The 15,883-nt window shown below is 63.8% G+C and carries 17 protein-coding genes; 12 read left to right on the plus strand and 5 right to left on the minus strand.

The annotated features are described in order from the left end of the window. Window positions 1-90 precede the first annotated feature (90 nt). The 4 genes from pgsA (at window position 91) to LB545_RS18420 (ending at window position 2,280) form a co-directional block, all read left to right on the plus strand. Entirely contained in the window at window positions 91-687 is a 597-nt protein-coding gene (pgsA, locus tag LB545_RS18405; protein ID WP_140494400.1) for a CDP-diacylglycerol--glycerol-3-phosphate 3-phosphatidyltransferase, read from the plus strand. 1 nt (window position 688) lies between these two features. After that, complete coding sequence (gene moaD, locus LB545_RS18410) at window positions 689-943, plus strand: molybdopterin converting factor subunit 1 (protein ID WP_140517864.1); 255 nt, start codon at window positions 689-691, stop codon at window positions 941-943. Between the two features lies 1 nt (window position 944). Then, the gene (locus LB545_RS18415; protein ID WP_224705605.1) at window positions 945-1,427 is read left to right on the plus strand and encodes a molybdenum cofactor biosynthesis protein MoaE; all 483 of its coding nucleotides are present in this window, start codon (window positions 945-947) and stop codon (window positions 1,425-1,427) included. An 85-nt stretch (window positions 1,428-1,512) separates the two neighbouring features. Continuing rightward, window positions 1,513-2,280, plus strand: coding sequence for a YbaY family lipoprotein (locus LB545_RS18420; protein ID WP_224705606.1), 768 nt, complete (start codon window positions 1,513-1,515; stop codon window positions 2,278-2,280). Window positions 2,281-2,306: 26 nt separating this feature from the next. On the opposite strand, the gene LB545_RS18425 is transcribed toward LB545_RS18420, so the two are convergent. Beyond that, window positions 2,307-2,915, minus strand: a complete 609-nt coding sequence (locus tag LB545_RS18425; protein WP_140520628.1) for a class I SAM-dependent methyltransferase — start codon at window positions 2,913-2,915, stop codon at window positions 2,307-2,309. 131 nt (window positions 2,916-3,046) lie between these two features. After that, window positions 3,047-3,469 (minus strand): nucleoside-diphosphate kinase, encoded by a 423-nt coding sequence (gene ndk, locus LB545_RS18430; protein ID WP_010915217.1) that lies wholly within the window; start codon window positions 3,467-3,469, stop codon window positions 3,047-3,049. Between the two features lie 240 nt (window positions 3,470-3,709). Here ndk and LB545_RS18435 point away from each other — a divergent pair, with 240 nt between their 5' ends. After that, complete coding sequence (locus LB545_RS18435) at window positions 3,710-3,958, plus strand: DUF2934 domain-containing protein (protein WP_224646404.1); 249 nt, start codon at window positions 3,710-3,712, stop codon at window positions 3,956-3,958. Window positions 3,959-4,021: 63 nt separating this feature from the next. Here the strand turns inward: LB545_RS18435 and LB545_RS18440 are convergent, their stop codons facing one another. After that, window positions 4,022-4,714, minus strand: a complete 693-nt coding sequence (locus LB545_RS18440) for a glutathione S-transferase family protein (protein WP_140494385.1) — start codon at window positions 4,712-4,714, stop codon at window positions 4,022-4,024. 65 nt (window positions 4,715-4,779) lie between these two features. Here LB545_RS18440 and LB545_RS18445 point away from each other — a divergent pair, with 65 nt between their 5' ends. From LB545_RS18445 to LB545_RS18460, 4 genes are all read left to right on the plus strand, one after another. Then, on the plus strand, window positions 4,780-5,292 hold the full coding sequence (locus LB545_RS18445; RefSeq protein ID WP_140494383.1) for a DinB family protein: 513 nt from the start codon (window positions 4,780-4,782) through the stop codon (window positions 5,290-5,292). Window positions 5,293-5,612: 320 nt separating this feature from the next. Further along, complete coding sequence (locus tag LB545_RS18450; RefSeq protein WP_140494381.1) at window positions 5,613-6,062, plus strand: MucR family transcriptional regulator; 450 nt, start codon at window positions 5,613-5,615, stop codon at window positions 6,060-6,062. A 136-nt stretch (window positions 6,063-6,198) separates the two neighbouring features. Continuing rightward, window positions 6,199-8,076: an ABC-F family ATP-binding cassette domain-containing protein gene (locus LB545_RS18455; RefSeq protein ID WP_140494379.1), complete on the plus strand. Its 1,878-nt coding sequence runs from the start codon at window positions 6,199-6,201 to the stop codon at window positions 8,074-8,076. Window positions 8,077-8,233: 157 nt separating this feature from the next. Continuing rightward, on the plus strand, window positions 8,234-10,342 hold the full coding sequence (locus LB545_RS18460; RefSeq protein WP_140880777.1) for a molybdopterin-dependent oxidoreductase: 2,109 nt from the start codon (window positions 8,234-8,236) through the stop codon (window positions 10,340-10,342). Window positions 10,343-10,353: 11 nt separating this feature from the next. Here LB545_RS18460 and LB545_RS18465 read toward each other — a convergent pair whose 3' ends face one another. Together LB545_RS18465 and LB545_RS18470 are read right to left on the minus strand one after the other, a co-directional pair. Continuing rightward, window positions 10,354-11,496, minus strand: coding sequence for a flavin-containing monooxygenase (locus tag LB545_RS18465; protein ID WP_140520624.1), 1,143 nt, complete (start codon window positions 11,494-11,496; stop codon window positions 10,354-10,356). A gap of 69 nt (window positions 11,497-11,565) precedes the next feature. Continuing rightward, window positions 11,566-12,045 carry an Lrp/AsnC family transcriptional regulator gene (locus LB545_RS18470; protein ID WP_140494372.1) on the minus strand — a complete coding sequence of 160 codons (480 nt, stop codon included), beginning with the start codon at window positions 12,043-12,045 and terminating at the stop codon, window positions 11,566-11,568. A 102-nt stretch (window positions 12,046-12,147) separates the two neighbouring features. Between LB545_RS18470 and LB545_RS18475 the strand changes: the two genes are divergently transcribed. Genes LB545_RS18475 through LB545_RS18485 form a run of 3 tightly spaced genes read left to right on the plus strand, consistent with a single transcriptional unit; the run spans window position 12,148 to window position 15,755 of the window. Continuing rightward, entirely contained in the window at window positions 12,148-13,356 is a 1,209-nt protein-coding gene (locus LB545_RS18475) for a diaminopropionate ammonia-lyase (RefSeq protein WP_140515473.1), read from the plus strand. Continuing rightward, window positions 13,353-14,579 (plus strand): Zn-dependent hydrolase, encoded by a 1,227-nt coding sequence (locus LB545_RS18480; protein WP_140656267.1) that lies wholly within the window; start codon window positions 13,353-13,355, stop codon window positions 14,577-14,579. The genes LB545_RS18475 and LB545_RS18480 overlap by 4 nt, the downstream gene beginning before the upstream one ends. A gap of 18 nt (window positions 14,580-14,597) precedes the next feature. Further along, entirely contained in the window at window positions 14,598-15,755 is a 1,158-nt protein-coding gene (locus LB545_RS18485; RefSeq protein ID WP_224705607.1) for a M20 aminoacylase family protein, read from the plus strand. Window positions 15,756-15,883 lie beyond the last annotated feature (128 nt).

The raw sequence follows: 15,883 nt of genomic DNA on the forward strand, positions 1-15,883 counted from the left end.
CCTATTTTTGCTGGCCAATCGATTTTGGCCTGTTGACCCCCTACATCAGCTTCTGATTTGAGTACGCAGGCAGAAAGAGTTCCCCCGGATATGGCTCAGCGCGCGTTCAACCTCCCGAACATCCTCACCTACGCCCGCATTATCGCGGTGCCGCTGGTGGTGCTGTGCTTCTTCCTCGAGGGGCATCTGAAGTCGAGCGACTTCGCCCGCTGGTCGGCGCTGATCATTTTCCTGCTGGCGTCCATCACCGACTATTTCGACGGCTATTTCGCCCGCGCCTGGAAGCAGACCTCGAACATCGGCAAGATGCTCGACCCCATTGCCGACAAGCTGCTGGTCGCGACATGCCTGCTGCTGCTTGCCGCTGACACCGACCGCCATGCCGGCATTGCCGGCTGGTCGCTGTGGGCGGCGATCATCATCCTGTGCCGCGAAATCCTGGTTTCGGGCCTGCGCGAATATCTGGCGGCGCTCAAGGTCTCCGTGCCGGTGACGCAGCTTGCCAAATGGAAGACCACGATCCAGATGGTCGCCATCGCCTTCCTGCTCGCCGGTCCGGCCGGCGACAAGATTTTTCCGCTGACCACACAGACCGGCCTGGTGCTGTTGTGGATCGCCGCCCTGGTTACGCTTTACACCGGCTATGACTATTTCCGTGCCGGCCTCAAGCACATCATGGACGAATAGGATGACGAAGCTCATCTACTTCGCCTGGGTGCGGGAGCGAATCGGCAAGCCGGACGAAGACGTGGACTTGCCGCATGGCGTCGAGACGGTCGCGGACCTCTTGCGCTGGCTGAAGTCGCGCGGCGAGGAATACGAGCATGCGCTGCAATATCCCGACGTGATCCGCGTCGCTATCAACCAGGAACATGTCGAGCACGGCGAAAAGATATCTGGCGCGCGCGAGATCGCGCTGTTTCCGCCGATGACCGGGGGCTGAGATGGCCGGCGCGGTCGTACCTGTCGTGCGCGTCGAGGCGCAGGATTTTGACGTCGCCGCCGAAATCGCCAGACTGACGCAAGGCCGCGCCGACATCGGCGCTGTGGTCACCTTCTCGGGCCTGTGCCGTGACGAGCAGGGGACGCTCTCGGCCCTTGAACTCGAGCATTATCCGGGCATGGCAGAGGCCGAAATCGCCCGCATCGCGGCCGAAGCGGTTCAGCGCTGGCCGCTGCAGGGCATCACCGCCATCCACCGTCATGGCAAGATCCGGCCAGGCGAGAACATCGTGCTGGTGGTGGCGGCCTCCGTGCATCGGCAAGCCGCGTTCGAGGCGGCGGATTTCCTCATGGATTATCTGAAGTCGCAGGCTCCCTTCTGGAAAAAGGAGCATCATGCCGACGGCTCCGAGGGCGGCTGGGTCGAGGCCAAGGAGAAAGACGAGCAGGCGGCAGGGCGCTGGAAAAGGCCACCGTCCGAATAATTTTGCATCAGCCACGCATTGACCGCAATCCTTTGGCCAATTCGTTGTTGGTCAGCCTGGGCTGTGGCCAGCCCGGGGAAGGGAGATGGTCGTGCTGGACAGGATAGCGGAGTTCTTCGTCTTCGGTTTCGTGCCTCTGGTCGTCGGTATACTGGCCGTGCCGGAACTCTCCGTGGCCGCCGAAAAAGCCCTGAAAGGCGAGGTGACCTACCGCGAGCGCATCGCTTTGCCGCCCAATGCCGTGCTCTCGGTCCAGCTTGCCGATGTCTCGTTGGCCGACGCGCCCGCCAAAATCGTCGGCGAACAGAAGCTGACGCCGGCAGGCCAGGTGCCGATCAGCTTTGCGGTCAAATTCGATCCGTCCCGGATCCAGCGGCGGATGACCTATGCGTTGCAGGCCCGCATCACCGTCGGCGACAGGCTCCTGTTCATCTCGGATGAGCGCCATCAAGTCGATCCGCTGACCGATGCGCCGCAAACAATCATGCTCAAGATGGTGACGCCAAGTTCCGAGCCCACTGCTTCCGTTCTCGATCAGCTTTGGCTTCTCGATTATGTCGACGGCGTAGCCATCACCGCATCGCAAGCGACATTCCGGGTGAGTGAAGCAGGCAAGGCCGACGGCAACGGTCCCTGCAACAGCTATTTTGCCACCGCCAACCTCGATGGCCAGAAGATCGCGATCAGCGACATCGGCTCGACCTACAAGGCCTGCGCGCCCGAGGTGATGGCGGAGGAAAAGGCGCTGTTCGAGGCTCTGGCAAAGGCGGCTTCGTATAAAGTCGATGCCGGAAAGTTGACCATCGCCGACGGGAACGGCCGCGAAATCCTGCGTTTCAGCGCCGCGAGCTGATGCCGTGAAAGGGCTGTCGGCGGAGGTCAGCCGCTCATTTTTTCGAACACGGCGCCATAGTGGTAGGGCGGCACCTCGACCAGCTCGATGAATTTGAGGCCGGCCGCCTCGACGGCCGTGATGGTCTGTTCCGGCGATATCCTCAATTCGGTCTTCGGTCCGCGGGGCTCGCCGAGCACCGTGGTTTGTTCACGCGGCTGCTGATGCCAGTTGACGACAACAAAGCGTCCGGCAGGGACGAGCGCTTCGCTAACGGCTCGCGCCAGCCGTGGCCGGTCCGGCACGCCGTGGAAGGCGTTTGCCATGAAGATGAAATCGACGGGGCGGGATATCAGGCTCGCGAGTTCATAGGCATCGCCCGCTACGAGATCGAAATTCCTCGTGCCGTTTTCATTGAGCCGGCGACGGGTGACGTCGAGCAGGTCGGTATCGATATCGATGCCGACGACATGGCGGGCGACCCTGGCGATGGGCAACGTAAACCAGCCGTCGCCACAGCAGAGGTCGGCCACCTCCATGCCCGGCTTCAGTCCCGTTGACGAAAGCACGGCACCGGGGTCGGGCCACAGCACCTCCCACCAGCCGCTCGATGGCATCTCGGTGCCCTGGAAGAAGCCGGGAATGGTGCTGGTCATGCTTCGCCGGCTCCCTGTGCCTGACCGACTTTAGCGCGGGCAAGGGTTCAACGGCAGTGCCGGATCGATCCGTTTCAATGAAAAAGGCCGGCAATCCGCCGGCCTTTTTCGGTCACAATGCCAGGGTCGGCTCAGCCGACGATCTCGGTGTCGGAGAACCAGTACTTGATCTCCTGCGCGGCGGTTTCCGGCGCGTCCGAACCGTGCACCGAATTCTCGCCGATCGACAGCGCATGCACCTTGCGGATGGTGCCTTCGGCGGCGTTGGCCGGGTTGGTGGCGCCCATCACCTCACGGTTCCTGGCAATGGCGTTCTCGCCTTCCAGCACCTGCACGATCGTCGGCGCCGACGACATGAATTCCACCAGCTCGCCGAAGAACGGACGATCCTTGTGGACGGCGTAAAAACCTTCCGCCTCACGGCGGCTCATCCAAACGCGGCGCGAAGCGATGACGCGCAGACCGGCATCTTCCAGCATCTTGGTGATAGCGCCGGTGAGATTGCGCCGCGTTGCGTCCGGCTTGATCATGGAAAAGGTGCGTTCGAGCGCCATTGGGTCGTCCTTGTCTGGTTGGATTGGGAGTGGCGGGCTCTATACAAGCCGGCCGGCCCATTGCCAAGAGGAAGTCGACAGAGGTGTCGACAGGGGAAGTCGACGCCATGCGCGTTTGCGTGCCGGGCCGATATCGGCGATGCCGCCAGCCCGAGATCGGACGGCTGCAATATTAGGCTTTGCTTGCTATAGTCACATGTCGGCGCCGCGCTGAGGTCGGCCCGGATGGAGACCATGACCATGACAGACGATCGCCAGGAGCGCATTCGCAGCCGCGCACATCATATCTGGCAGGAAGAAGGGCAACCGGCCGGACAGCATGAGCGCCATTGGCAACAGGCGACGGCCGACATCGACCAGGAGGACGCAGGGTCATCCGCGGTGAAGAAGCCAGCAAGAAAGGCGGCCGTCGCCGGCAAGGCAAAAACCGCGCCCAATGAGGCCAAGACCGCGGCCAAGCTCGGCAAGCCAAAAAAGGCGGCCAAATAAGACCTGGCCATAGCGGAGCCGATGGCTCGTCGCTGGCCCTGCCGCAAGATCAGGCGCTACGGTTCACGCGGCCGCCGCAACCGTTCGACCCAGCCCGCCATGCAGGTCGAGGCAGCGGGCGAACCACTGCGCCACGACATCGTGGTCGTCGAGCAATGGGTAGGGCGAGGCGACGCGTGCCCATTGCAGCGCGCCGAACACGATATAGTCGGCGAACAGGGGCGAATCTCCGCCGATGAATGGCTGATAGGCGAGCATCGAGCGCAGCGGCTCCAGCGAAGCCCTGAAATTGCCAAGCCCGGCGTCCCGCGCGGCCATCACCTCTTCCAGGCTCTTGCCCAGGCGCTGCTCCCGGCTCTGGCGGAAATAGGCGGCGTTCTCCGTATCCTGCATGGCATAAAGGTCCATGATCGCGGCGGTGGTCACATAGGGATGGATGGTCAGTTGCGACCAGCGCTCGATGAAGCGCGCCATGGCCTTGCCGCCTTCGCCGCCAAACAGCGACGGCCGGTCCGGATAGGTTTCGTCGAGATAAAGCGCGATGGCGAAGGAATCCGCGACGACCGTCTCGCCGTCGCGGATCACCGGCACGAGTTTCGATGCGCCGCCCTCGACGCGGGGCACTTCGAGAAAACGCGTCGGCACCGCGCTGATCTCCAGCCCCTTATGCGCCAGCGCCATCGTCGCCTTCCAGCAATGCGGGCTGAAGGGGCGGGTGGCGTCGCGTCCGACGAGATCATAAAGCAGAATGGTCATTGGCGGCGGCTTCCTTGCGGTTTAGGTATCCCGCAACGCCTCGACACAGGCCGGCGGGAGAAAAGATGAAACGGCACTTCATGATGTTTGCGGCCTATAATCAATGGGCCAATGGCCGCATCTACGATGCCGCCGCCGATCTCGACGAAGAGGAATTCAATCGCGACGTCGGCGCTTTCTTCGGCTCGATGAAGGGCACGCTCAACCATCTCCTGGCCGCCGATCGCATCTGGATGAAGCGCTTTACCGGCGAGGGCGATGCGCCGACGGCGCTGGACGCCATACTGTACCAGGCGTTGCCGGGCCTGCGCATGGCGCGCGAGGCGGAGGACCGGCGGATCGTCGACTGGGTTGGCGGTTTGAGCGACAAGGCGCTGTCGGGCCGCTTTATATACATGACGGTATCGGACATGCGCACCGTCTCGCAACGGCTGGCTCCGGCGCTCGACCACGTCTTCAACCACCAGACCCACCACCGCGGCCAGGCCCATATGATCCTGACGGTTCTGGGCCGCCCTTCCGTGCAGCTCGATCTGGCGCATTTCCAGCGCACCGAGGAAGGGCGCGCATACGCCTGATTTCGGCCGCCGGCTGCGATAGAGCAGTTTTCACCGTTTCACGGAAACTGCGAACTGAGGGCCGAAAGACGTTGGAGCGCGTTATGACCGACGACGCGTGTTTTACAGATATTGGCCTTCCAACCGGGCCGCCTAAGTCTGCCGACCCGAAAAATTAGCTTTTCTAGTTTGCACGGAGCCGATTTCCCTAAAAAATATTTGACTGCAAGTCTTGATTCGTTTTGAGATTTGCTGGTCCGTTTGGGGGACGCGGTTAAATAAATGCATCGACGAAATTCTTCTCTGGGGTAGATGATTTTGTCGCAAATAGGGTGAAAGATTTGTCAAATATCGAGGATAAGACCGTTATCGAGCTGACCGCTGACATTGTCTCGGCCTATGTCGGCAACAACCCGCTGCCGGTTTCCGGCCTGCCTGACCTGATTGCCAGCGTCAGTGCCTCGGTGCGAAAGCTCGGAGGTGCCGTTGTCGCGGAAAGCCCAAGCCTGGTTCCTGCGGTGAACCCGAAGAAGTCGGTTTTTCCCGACTACATCGTCTGCCTGGAAGACGGCAAGAAGTTCAAGTCGCTCAAGCGGCACCTCAGGACGGACTATGGGCTGAGCCCGGATGAGTATCGCACCAAATGGGGCCTGCCGCCCGACTATCCGATGGTCGCTCCGAACTACTCAGCGACACGGTCAGCGCTGGCGAAGTCGACGGGACTTGGCCGCAAGCCGGCAGCGCCGGCCCCCGTGGCCAAGGCGACAAAGCGCGGCAAAGCCAGCGCCTGAGCGCGGCCGACCGCGGCCGGAAGCCTCTGAGCTGCGATGTTGACGGCGCCATTGCGCGCGCCGTTTTCATGCCTTGCGTGGCCAACCGGCCCGCAAGGTCTTGCGAAGCGCCGGTCTCCCGTGCAAAAGCGCGGCCATGCTTATCATCAACGACCTCTCGCTGCGCATGGCGGGGCGCTTGCTTCTCGACCATGCCTCGCTGACCTTGCCGGCCGGCACCAAGGCCGGACTTGTCGGCCGCAACGGTACCGGCAAGACCACGCTGTTCAAGGCTATAACAGGCGATTTCCCTTCCGAGACGGGCTCGATCAGCCTGCCGAAGAACACGCGGATCGGCCAGGTGGCGCAAGAAGCGCCCGGAACCGAGGAGCCGCTGATCGAGATCGTGCTCAAGGCCGACCTCGAGCGCACGGCGCTGCTCGAGGAGGAAAAGACGGCGACCGATCCGCACCGTATTGCCGACATCCATATGCGGCTGGCCGATATCGACGCGCATTCGGCCGAGTCGCGCGCCGCCACCATCCTGGCCGGTCTCGGCTTCGACGACGCCGCGCAGCGCCGTCCGGCCTCCTCGTTTTCCGGCGGCTGGCGCATGCGCGTGGCACTCGCTGCCGTGCTGTTTTCCGAACCCGATCTTCTGCTGCTCGACGAGCCGACCAACTATCTCGATCTCGAAGGCACGCTGTGGCTTGAGAACTATGTTTCCAAATATCCGCACACGGTGCTGCTGATCTCGCACGATCGCGACCTGCTTAACCGCGCCGTCAATTCGATCGTCCATCTCGACCAGAAGAAGCTGACCTTCTGGCGCGGCGGCTACGATCAGTTCGAACGCCAGTACACCGAGCAGAAAGAACAGCAGGAAAAGGGCCGTATCAAGCAGGAAGCCGCCCGCAAGCATATGGAATCCTTCGTCGAGCGTTTTCGCGCAAAGGCATCCAAGGCAAGACAGGCTCAGTCCCGCATCAAGGCGCTTGAAAAGATGAAGCCGATCACGGCCATCGTGAACGACACGGTGCGGCCATTTTCTTTCCCGGAGCCGGTGAAGACGGTGGCCTCGCCAATCGTCGCGCTGAACAATGTCAATGTCGGCTATACCCCCGGTGAGCCGATTCTGAAGAAAATGACCTTGCGCATCGATGCCGACGACCGAATCGCGCTGCTTGGCGCGAATGGCAACGGCAAATCGACCTTCGCCAAGCTTCTGTCCGGTCGCCTGAAGCAGGAGACCGGCACCATGACCGTGGCGCCCGGGCTGAAGGTGGCGATCTTTGCACAGCACCAGCTCGACGATCTCAGGCCTGAGGAAAACGCCTACGAGCATGTTCGCAGGCTGATGCCCGAAGCGCCGGAATCGAAAGTGCGCGGCCGTGTCGCCCAGTTTGGGCTCACCACCGAAAAGATGAACACGGCGGCGAAAGACCTGTCCGGCGGCGAGAAGGCGCGGCTGTTGATGGGGCTGTCGGCCTTCGAGGGGCCGAACCTGTTCATCCTTGACGAGCCGACCAATCATCTCGACATCGACAGCCGCGAATCCTTGATCCATGCGCTGAACGAGTTCCCCGGCGCCGTCATCCTAATCTCGCACGACCGCCATCTCCTGGAAGCGACGGCGGACCGGCTGTGGCTGGTCAAGGATGGCGCGGTCAATCCCTATGACGGCGACCTCGAAGATTACAAGACGCTGGTCACCGGCGTGTCCGGCGACCGGCGCGAGCGGCGCGAGGCGGAAAAAGCCTCGAAGGCCGACCGCCGCCGCGAGGCGGCCCAGCGCCGCGCCGCCTTTGAGCCGCTGGCCAAGGAAATTCGCGCCACCGAAGCGCTGATGGACCGCATCCGCAAGCGCATCGACGGCATCGAGGACGAACTGGCCAACCCAGCAATCTACGAAAAGGATCCCTCGACGGCGACAAGGCTGGCCAAGGAGCGATCGCAACTCGCCCAGACGCTCGCCGGCCACGAGGAAAAATGGCTGACCATGTCGGCCGAGTATGAGGAAGGCACGGCGGAGTAGTTACCCTCCCCCTTGTGGGGAGGGTCGATCCGCGAAGCGGAGCGGGGTGGGGGTCTGCGCCACAACCCACCCCGGCGCTACGCGCTGACCCTCTCCTTCAAGGGGACGGTCAGATCTGGCCCTACACGCCTTGTTCGAAAACGGCTAAACACGTGCCATGAACCAGCACGCCAGCCTTCGCATCGGCCATTCGGCCTGTCCGCATGATTGCCCGTCGACCTGCGCGCTCGAGGTCGAGTTGCTTGACGGCAACCGCATCGGCCGCGTCCATGGCGCCAAGTCCAACAGCTATACGGCCGGCGTTGTCTGCGCCAAGGTTGCTCGTTACGCAGACCGCGTCCACCATCCCGACCGCTTGCTGAAGCCGCTGGTGCGCAAAGGCGCCAAGGGCGAGGGCGCCTGGCAGGAAACAAGTTGGGAGGCGGCGCTGGATCTCGTCGCCGAAAAATTCATCGCGGCCGAGGAAAAATACGGCTCGGAGACGGTCTGGCCCTATTTCTATGCCGGCACGATGGGGCTGGTGCAGCGCGACGGTATCGAGCGGCTGCGGCATGCGAAGAAATATTCGGGCTTCTTTGGCTCGATCTGCACCAACCTGGCCTGGACCGGCTGGATGATGGGGGCGGGCGCGCTGCGCGGTCCCGACCCGCGCGAAATGGCCAAGTCCGATTGCGTGGTGATCTGGGGCACCAATGCCGTGGTGACCCAGGTCAACGTCATGACCCACGCCATCAAGGCACGCAAGGAGCGCGGTGCCAGGATCGTGGTCATCGACGTCTATGAGAACGCCACGATGAAGCAGGCCGATATGGGCCTTGTCCTGAAGCCTGGCACCGATGGCGCGCTGGCTTGCGCGGTCATGCATGTGCTGTTCAGGGAAGGCTTGGCCGACCGCGCCTATCTCGAGAAATACACCGATGACCCGAAAGGTCTGGAAGCGCATCTGCGCACGCGCTCACCCGAATGGGCGGCCGCGATCACTGGACTGACTGTGGCCGAGATCGAGAACTTTGCCCGTCTCGTCGGCATGACCAGGAAAACCTATTTCCGCCTCGGCTACGGCTTTGCCCGCCAGCGCAACGGCGCGGTCAACATGCATGCCGCCTCCTGCATCGCCGCCGTCACCGGCGCCTGGCAATATGAGGGTGGCGGCGCCTTCCACTCCAATTCCGGCATCTTCAAGCTCAACCAAGAGGTGCTGGAGGGCACGCGCATGCGCAATCCCTCGATCCGCTATCTCGATCATTCGCGCATCGGCCCGGTGCTGACGGGAGCGCCGGATGCGCTCTATGGCGGGCCGCCGGTGACGGCGCTGCTCATCCAGAACACCAACCCGGCCAATGTCGCGCCCGAGCAGCGACTGGTGAAGCAGGGTTTCTTGCGTGAGGATCTGTTCACCTGCGTGCACGAGCAGTTCATGACCGACACGGCCAAGCTCGCCGACGTCGTGCTGCCGGCAACGATGTTCGTCGAGCATGACGACATCTACAAGGGCGGCGGAAACCAGCACATCACGCTCGGCCCGAAGCTGATCGAGCCGCCGGAAGGGCCGCGCACCAACCATTTCGTCATCGAGCAATTGGCTGAGCGCCTCGGAGTCGCCGACAGGCCGGGCTTCGGCCTCACCGAACAGCAGCATATCGATATCATTCTGGGCAAGCGCGGGCTGGGCAGCTTTGCCAGCCTGAAGGAGCAGAAATGGGTCGACTTGCAGCCGGATTTCGAAACCGCGCATTTCACCAAGGGCTTCGGCCATGCGGACGGCAAATTCCGCTTCCGCGCCGATTGGACCGGACAAGCCGCCCCCAACCGGCCGCCGAAAAGCATGGGCCTGTTCGGCCCGGTGGAGCAGTTGCCGCAATTTCCCGATCATGTCGACCTGATCGAGGTTGCCGACGAGGCGCATCCGTTCCGGCTGGCTACGTCGCCGGCGCGCAACTTCCTCAACTCGACCTTTTCCGAAACGCCGGTGTCGAAGGCCAAGGAGGGCCGGCCGGAATTGCTCTTGCATCCCGACGATGCCGCCGCACACGGTTTGGCAGAGGGCGATCGTGTCGAACTCGGCAATGCGCGCGGCGAGGTGGTGCTGCATGCGAGGCTGTTCGACGGCATCAAGCGCGGCGTGGTGATCGCCGAAGGCATCTGGCCGAACAGCGCGCATGAGCGCGGCGAGGGCATCAACGTGCTGACTGGCGCCGATGCGCCCGCACCCTATGGCGGCGCGGCATTCCACGACAACAAGGTGTGGCTGCGCAAGGCAAGCTGAGCGGCCTCAGCTCATACCGGCAGGGTTTCGGCCGTCCTTTTTCTGTTCTGCCGGAGACGAATGTCGTCGGCGATCGCCTGGGCTTCGATTCCGATTTCGCGCAGCAGGCCGGTGACCGAATTGTGGAAGCCGACGAGATAAAGACCGAGTTCCGAAGCGCGCGCATTGACGCCGCTGGCGCCAGGCTCGACGCCGGGCTGGAGGAATTTGGCATAGGCTGGGCGGTAGCCGGTGGCGAAGATGATCGCGTCGAAGTCGCTGTGCCGACCATCGACGAAACGGGCGCCGCCTTCTGATATCTCGGCAATGTCGGGCGCGACCTTGATCGCGCCTTCGCGGATCTTGCCGATGGTGCCGACATCGATCACCGGGATGCGCGACGCCAGGGATATCTGCTCCAGCAATCCCTGCTTGGGCCGTTTGAGCCCATATTTCTCCAGCCTGCCCAACACCAGATCGAGGATGATAGGGAAGACGGCGTCATTGACGCGTCGCGGCCCCAGGCGCGTCGCCATGCTGACGACCTGGATGGGCACCCCGAGCAGTTCGCGCGGCACGATATGGACGCCGCCGCGCACGGAGATCGTCGGATGCGCGCCGCCTTCCGCCAGGTCGAGCGCGATCTCGGCGCCGGTGTTGCCCATGCCGATGACCAGCACCGACTGGCCGGCAAACGGCGTGCTGTTGCGGTAATCCGCGCTGTGCAGACTTTTGCCCTTGAAACTGCCGGCGCCGGCGAATGCCGGCATCAGCGGCTCGGCATTGTATCCCGAGGCAATCACCACATGGGAAGCGCGCACGGTGCCTGATGTCGCTTCGACGCCCCAGCTTCTGCCCTGCCGGCGGATCGCACGCACCGCTTCTCCAAAGCGGGGCCGCAGATCGAAGCGTTGCGCATAGGTATCGAGGTATTTGACGAACAGATCACGTGGCACATAGCGCGGATAATGCCTGGGGAAGGGCACGAAGGGCAGGGATGAATAGCGCTTGGTCGTGTGCAGGTGGACGCGCTCGTAGTGGCGCCGCCAGGCGGGAGCGGGCTGCTGCTCTTTTTCAAGCAAGATGAAGTCGACCCCGGCCTGCCGCAGGCACGCGGCAACGGCCAGGCCCGCCGGCCCGGCACCGATAATCGCAACCGGGGTGGTGTCGTGCAAGCGCGCCTCCCGCCGCTAATTCGCGATGCGGAGAATGGCGAAAGCATGCCAGACATGCAACCTGATCGCTCATCCCGGCAGCGGCACCGTCAGGCCGACCTTGACGCGGTCCATGGCCACGAAGGTGCGGAATTTGCGGACATTGTTGCTGTTGAAGAACAGGCGCCGCGTCAGCGCCTCATAGGCGCTCATGTCGGCCACCGTGATGGCCAGGATGAAGTCGGCCTCGCCTGTCACATAGTAGCACTGCTGGACTTCCGGCGCCGCCAGGAATTGCCGCTTGGCCGCGTCGATCAGTTCGGTGCGTTCGCTTTCGAGTTCGACCTCGACGAAGATGGTGATGGGCTGGCCGACCGCCGCCGGTTCGATGACCGCGACATTGGCCGCGATGACGCCGGTCTGTTGCATGCGCTTGATACGGCGCTGCACCGCCGGCGCCGACAGGTTCACGGCCTCGCCGATCAGTCGCTGCGGCGTCGTGTTGTCCTTCTGCAGCACGGCGAGAATGGCGAGGTCGAAACTGTCGAGCGAGGCTGGCAAAGCGGGCAATGGCATGTCCTGAAGAAACAAACTTGCATTTCGGCACCTTGAATACAGCGCTTTTTGCGCCTGCCTTGCAATATAGTCTCGTCGTCAGCCAAGGAGGCCTTGATGTTCCTGCTCAACCGCAATGCCTTGCACGGCAGCCCACTCGATCCGGTCGACGCCGAAACGCTCGGGGTTGCGGGGGCCGACGCGGCCGAGCGTTTCCTGTCCCATCGCGACAATCATCAGGAGACGCCGCTGCATGCGCTGCCGGCGCTGGCCTCCGAACTGGGCATTGGCGCCATCCACCTCAAGGATGAGGGTTTTCGCCTCGGCCTCGGTAGCTTCAAGGCGCTTGGGGGCGCTTATGCCGTCGTTCATCTGGTGCTGGAGGAAGCCGGCCGCCGGCTTGGCAGGCCGCTCGGCATCGCCGATCTCGATCAGCCCGATGTCAGGGCGGTCGCCGCCACCATGACGATGGCTTGCGCGACCGACGGCAATCACGGCCGCTCGGTGGCACAGGGCGCGCGGCTTGTCGGCGCGAGGGCGGCGATCTTCGTCCATGCCGGCGTCAGCGACGAGCGCATCACGGCTATCGCCCGCTACGGCGCCGAGATGATCCGCGTCGACGGCAACTACGATGATTCGGTCAGGCAAGCCGCACGCGTCGCGGCGGACAAGGGCTGGACCGTCGTGTCCGATACGTCGTGGCCGGGCTATGAGCGCATTCCAGGCCTCGTCATGCAAGGCTACACCGCGATCATGCGCGAGGCGCTGCGCCAGCTCGGCGAACCGCCCACCCACGTCTTCGTCCAGGCCGGGGTCGGCGGCATTGCCGCTGCCGTGGCTGGCCATCTCGCCATCGTGCTCGGTGATGCCAGGCCGGTCTTCACCGTGGTCGAGCCCGCACGTGCCGCTTGTATCTTGGGCGCCGCCAGGGCTGGCCATCCTGTCAAGATCGCGCATGGCGAAGCGACTGTCATGGCGATGCTCGAATGCTACGAGGCGTCGCCTGTCGCCTGGCGCGTGCTGGCGCGTGCCGCCGATGCCTTCATGACCGTCGACGAGGAGGATGCGGTCGCTGTGATGCGGAGGCTTGCGCGGCCGGCCGGCGGCGATCCGGCCATCGTTGCCGGCGAAAGCGGCGGGGTCGGCCTGGCCGGACTGATCCGGGCGCTGGCCGACAACAAGGCCGAACTCGGCCTCGACCGGCTCTCGCGGGTGCTGGTCGTCAACACCGAAGGCGCAACCGATCCCAGGCGTTATGCCGAACTCGTCGGCGTGGCCGCCGCGGACGTGCTTGCGGGCAAGGTACTTTCTGGAGCAACGCCATGATCTCGGTCGACGCGCGGCGGCTGCTTGGCCGTATTCGGGACCTCGGCGCCATCGGCCGCGACGGCGAGGGCCGGCTGGTGCGGCTTGCCGCCTCGGACGCCGACCGGCAGGGCCGCGACCGCTTCGTCGGCTGGTTGCGCGAGGCGGGGCTCGAAGTCGCCATCGACCGCATGGGCAATATCTTCGGCATCTGGCGGACGCCTGGGAATGCCGGGCAGGCGCCGATCCTGATAGGCTCGCATATCGATACGGTCATAGATGCCGGCATTTATGACGGCTGCTACGGCGTGCTGGCTGGGCTGGAGGCAATCGAGACACTGAAGGCGTCAGGCTTTGTCCTGTCGCGCCCGTTGGCCGTCGCCGCCTTCACCAATGAGGAAGGCGTGCGCTATTCCCCCGACATGATGGGCTCGCTGGTTCATGCCGGCGGTGTTGCGATCGACGAGGCGCTGGCGGCCGTGGGGACCGACGGCAGCGTGCTCGGGCAGGAACTGGCGCGCATCGGCTATGCCGGCGACGAGCAGCCGGGCTTCCTCAAGCCGCATACCTATCTCGAACTGCATATCGAGCAGGGCCCGGTGCTGGAGCGCGAAGGCGTGCCGATCGGCGCGGTGGAAAACCTGCAAGGCATCTCCTGGCAGCGCATCACCATCGACGGGGTCGCCAACCATGCCGGCACCACGCCGATGTCGATGCGCAGCGACGCCGGCCATGCGGCCGCCCGTGTCGTCGCCTTCCTGCACGATCGTGCCAAGGCTTCGAACACGCCGACCGTCGCCACCGTCGGCACGATGCTTTTCGAGCCCAACGCCATCAACGTCATTCCCTCGCGAGCGGTCTTCACCATCGACCTGCGCGATCCTTTCGAGCACCGGCTGCAGGCGGAGGAAGCAGCACTCGCCGCTCACCTCGAAGAACTCGCCGCCGCCGAAGGCGTGACGATCTCGGTCGAGCGGCTGGCGCGCTTCGAGCCGGTGATCTTCGACAGCCGCATCGTGGAGCTGATCGAGGCCGCTGCCATCAGTCGCGGGCTGGTTTCGAAGCGCATGACGTCCGGCGCCGGCCATGATGCGCAGATGATGGCGCGTATCGCACCTGCCGCGATGATCTTCGTGCCGAGCGCCGGCGGCATCAGCCATAATCCGCGCGAATACACCGAGGATACCGAGCTCGTCGCCGGCGCCAACATTCTGCTCGATGTCGTCACCCGACTTGCAACCTAGTTTGAGAGGGGCGGAGAAATGGCCAAAATCGATCTCGATGCCTTGAAGCAGGAGATGACCGGCTGGCGGCGCGATCTGCATGCCCATCCGGAATTCGGGTTCGAGGAAAAGCGCACCGCGGCCTTCGTCGCTGCCAAACTGCGCGAATTCGGCCTCGACGATGTGACCGAGGGCGTCGGCGGCACCGGCGTCGTCGGCACGCTGAAGCGCGGCAGCGGCAACAGGGCGATCGCGCTCAGGGCCGATATGGATGCCCTGCGCATCACCGAGCAATCGGCTGTGGCCTATGGCTCGCAAAATCCCGGAATCATGCACGCCTGCGGCCATGACGGCCACACCACCATGCTGCTCGGCGCGGCGAAGCTGCTGGCCGGGGAGGGCGGGTTCAACGGCACGGTGCGCTTCATCTTTCAGCCGGCCGAGGAGTGGGGCAGGGGCGCGCTGGCCATGCTCGACGATGGGTTGATGCGCCGCTTTCCCTTCGATGAGATTTTCGGCCTGCACAATCTGCCCGGATTGCCGATTGGCCGTTTCGAAACCCGCCCCGGCCCGATGATGTCGGCCGAGGATATCTTCGAGATTGTTCTGAGAGGCCGCGGCGGCCACGCTGCCGGGCCGCAGGACGGCCGGGAGACACTGGTCGCCGCTTGCGCGCTGGTCACCAATCTGCAAACCATCGTCTCGCGCCGGCTGAGCCCGGCCGACATATCGGTGGTCTCGGTAACCGAGCTGATCACCGACGGCACCCGCAACGCGCTGCCCGGCCTTGCCCGTATCCTGGGAGACGCCCGCAGCTTTCGCCCCGAGGTCAGCGCCGAGATCGAGAAGCAGATGCGCACCATCGCCGCCGGCACCGCCGCCGCCTACAACGTCACCGCCGAGGTCGCCTACAGCAGGGAATTCGTGCCGCTGCACAACGACGCCGAATTGGTCGACGAGGCCTTTGCAGCCGCCGGAAACGTGTTCGCGCCCGAAGGCGTCGCCGTCGCCCGCGAGCCGATGACCGGCTCTGAGGATTTTGCCCGTTTCCTCGCTCACGTGCCCGGTTGCTTCGTCTTCCTCGGCAATGGCGACACGGCGCCGCTGCACAATCCGAGCTACGACTTCAACGATGACGGCCTGCTGTTCGGCACGAATTTCCATGCCGCGGTCGTCAGACGGCGATTGGGAGCATGAACGGCGCGGTCGTTCCGGAATTTGGCGGGAAGCCAAAGGGGTGGAATCCCCATGACGCTACGGCAAGACTCAGCTAACATCCATATTGCGGCGGACCTGATATCCGCCTGGCCGGCGCTATCAGGCAC

Origin of the sequence: Mesorhizobium sp. BR1-1-6 (assembly GCF_020165355.1) — a bacterium.
In the GTDB taxonomy this organism is placed as follows: domain Bacteria; phylum Pseudomonadota; class Alphaproteobacteria; order Rhizobiales; family Rhizobiaceae; genus Mesorhizobium.